The sequence below is a fragment of the Cytobacillus oceanisediminis 2691 genome, from assembly GCF_007678455.1.
Lineage (GTDB): Bacteria > Bacillota > Bacilli > Bacillales > Cytobacillaceae > Mesobacillus > Mesobacillus oceanisediminis_A.
The window spans coordinates 1-290 of sequence record NZ_VEEP01000161.1; the positions used below are offsets into that span (position 1 = coordinate 1).

The 290-nt window shown below is 33.8% G+C and carries 1 pseudogene; it reads right to left on the reverse strand.

From position 1 onward, the window contains the following. Positions 1–290 (reverse strand): annotated as a pseudogene (locus FS736_RS23650) (replication initiation protein); the annotation flags it as partial.

Genomic DNA, 290 nt, shown 5'->3' on the forward strand with positions numbered 1-290 from the left:
GGTTAGGGTGGTTGTTGTTGTTGTTAGAAGTGATGATAAAGTTAATTTTTTGGAGAGGTTTAGCTTCTTTTGAGTGTTGAATTTGAAATGTAATATGGGTTTTTAAGTTTAATTGTTTTTGAGGTGGAAGGAATAGCGGTTGGTTAAAGTTTGGATAGGGTGGATAAATCTCTTGAGGTGGTAGAATTTTTGGAAGATGTGGTAATAAGAAGGTTGTTTGTTGAAGTGTTTGATACTGTTTTACAAGCTGATAAATTGGACTAGTACAGGAAGTGTTCAGTTTTAGAAGA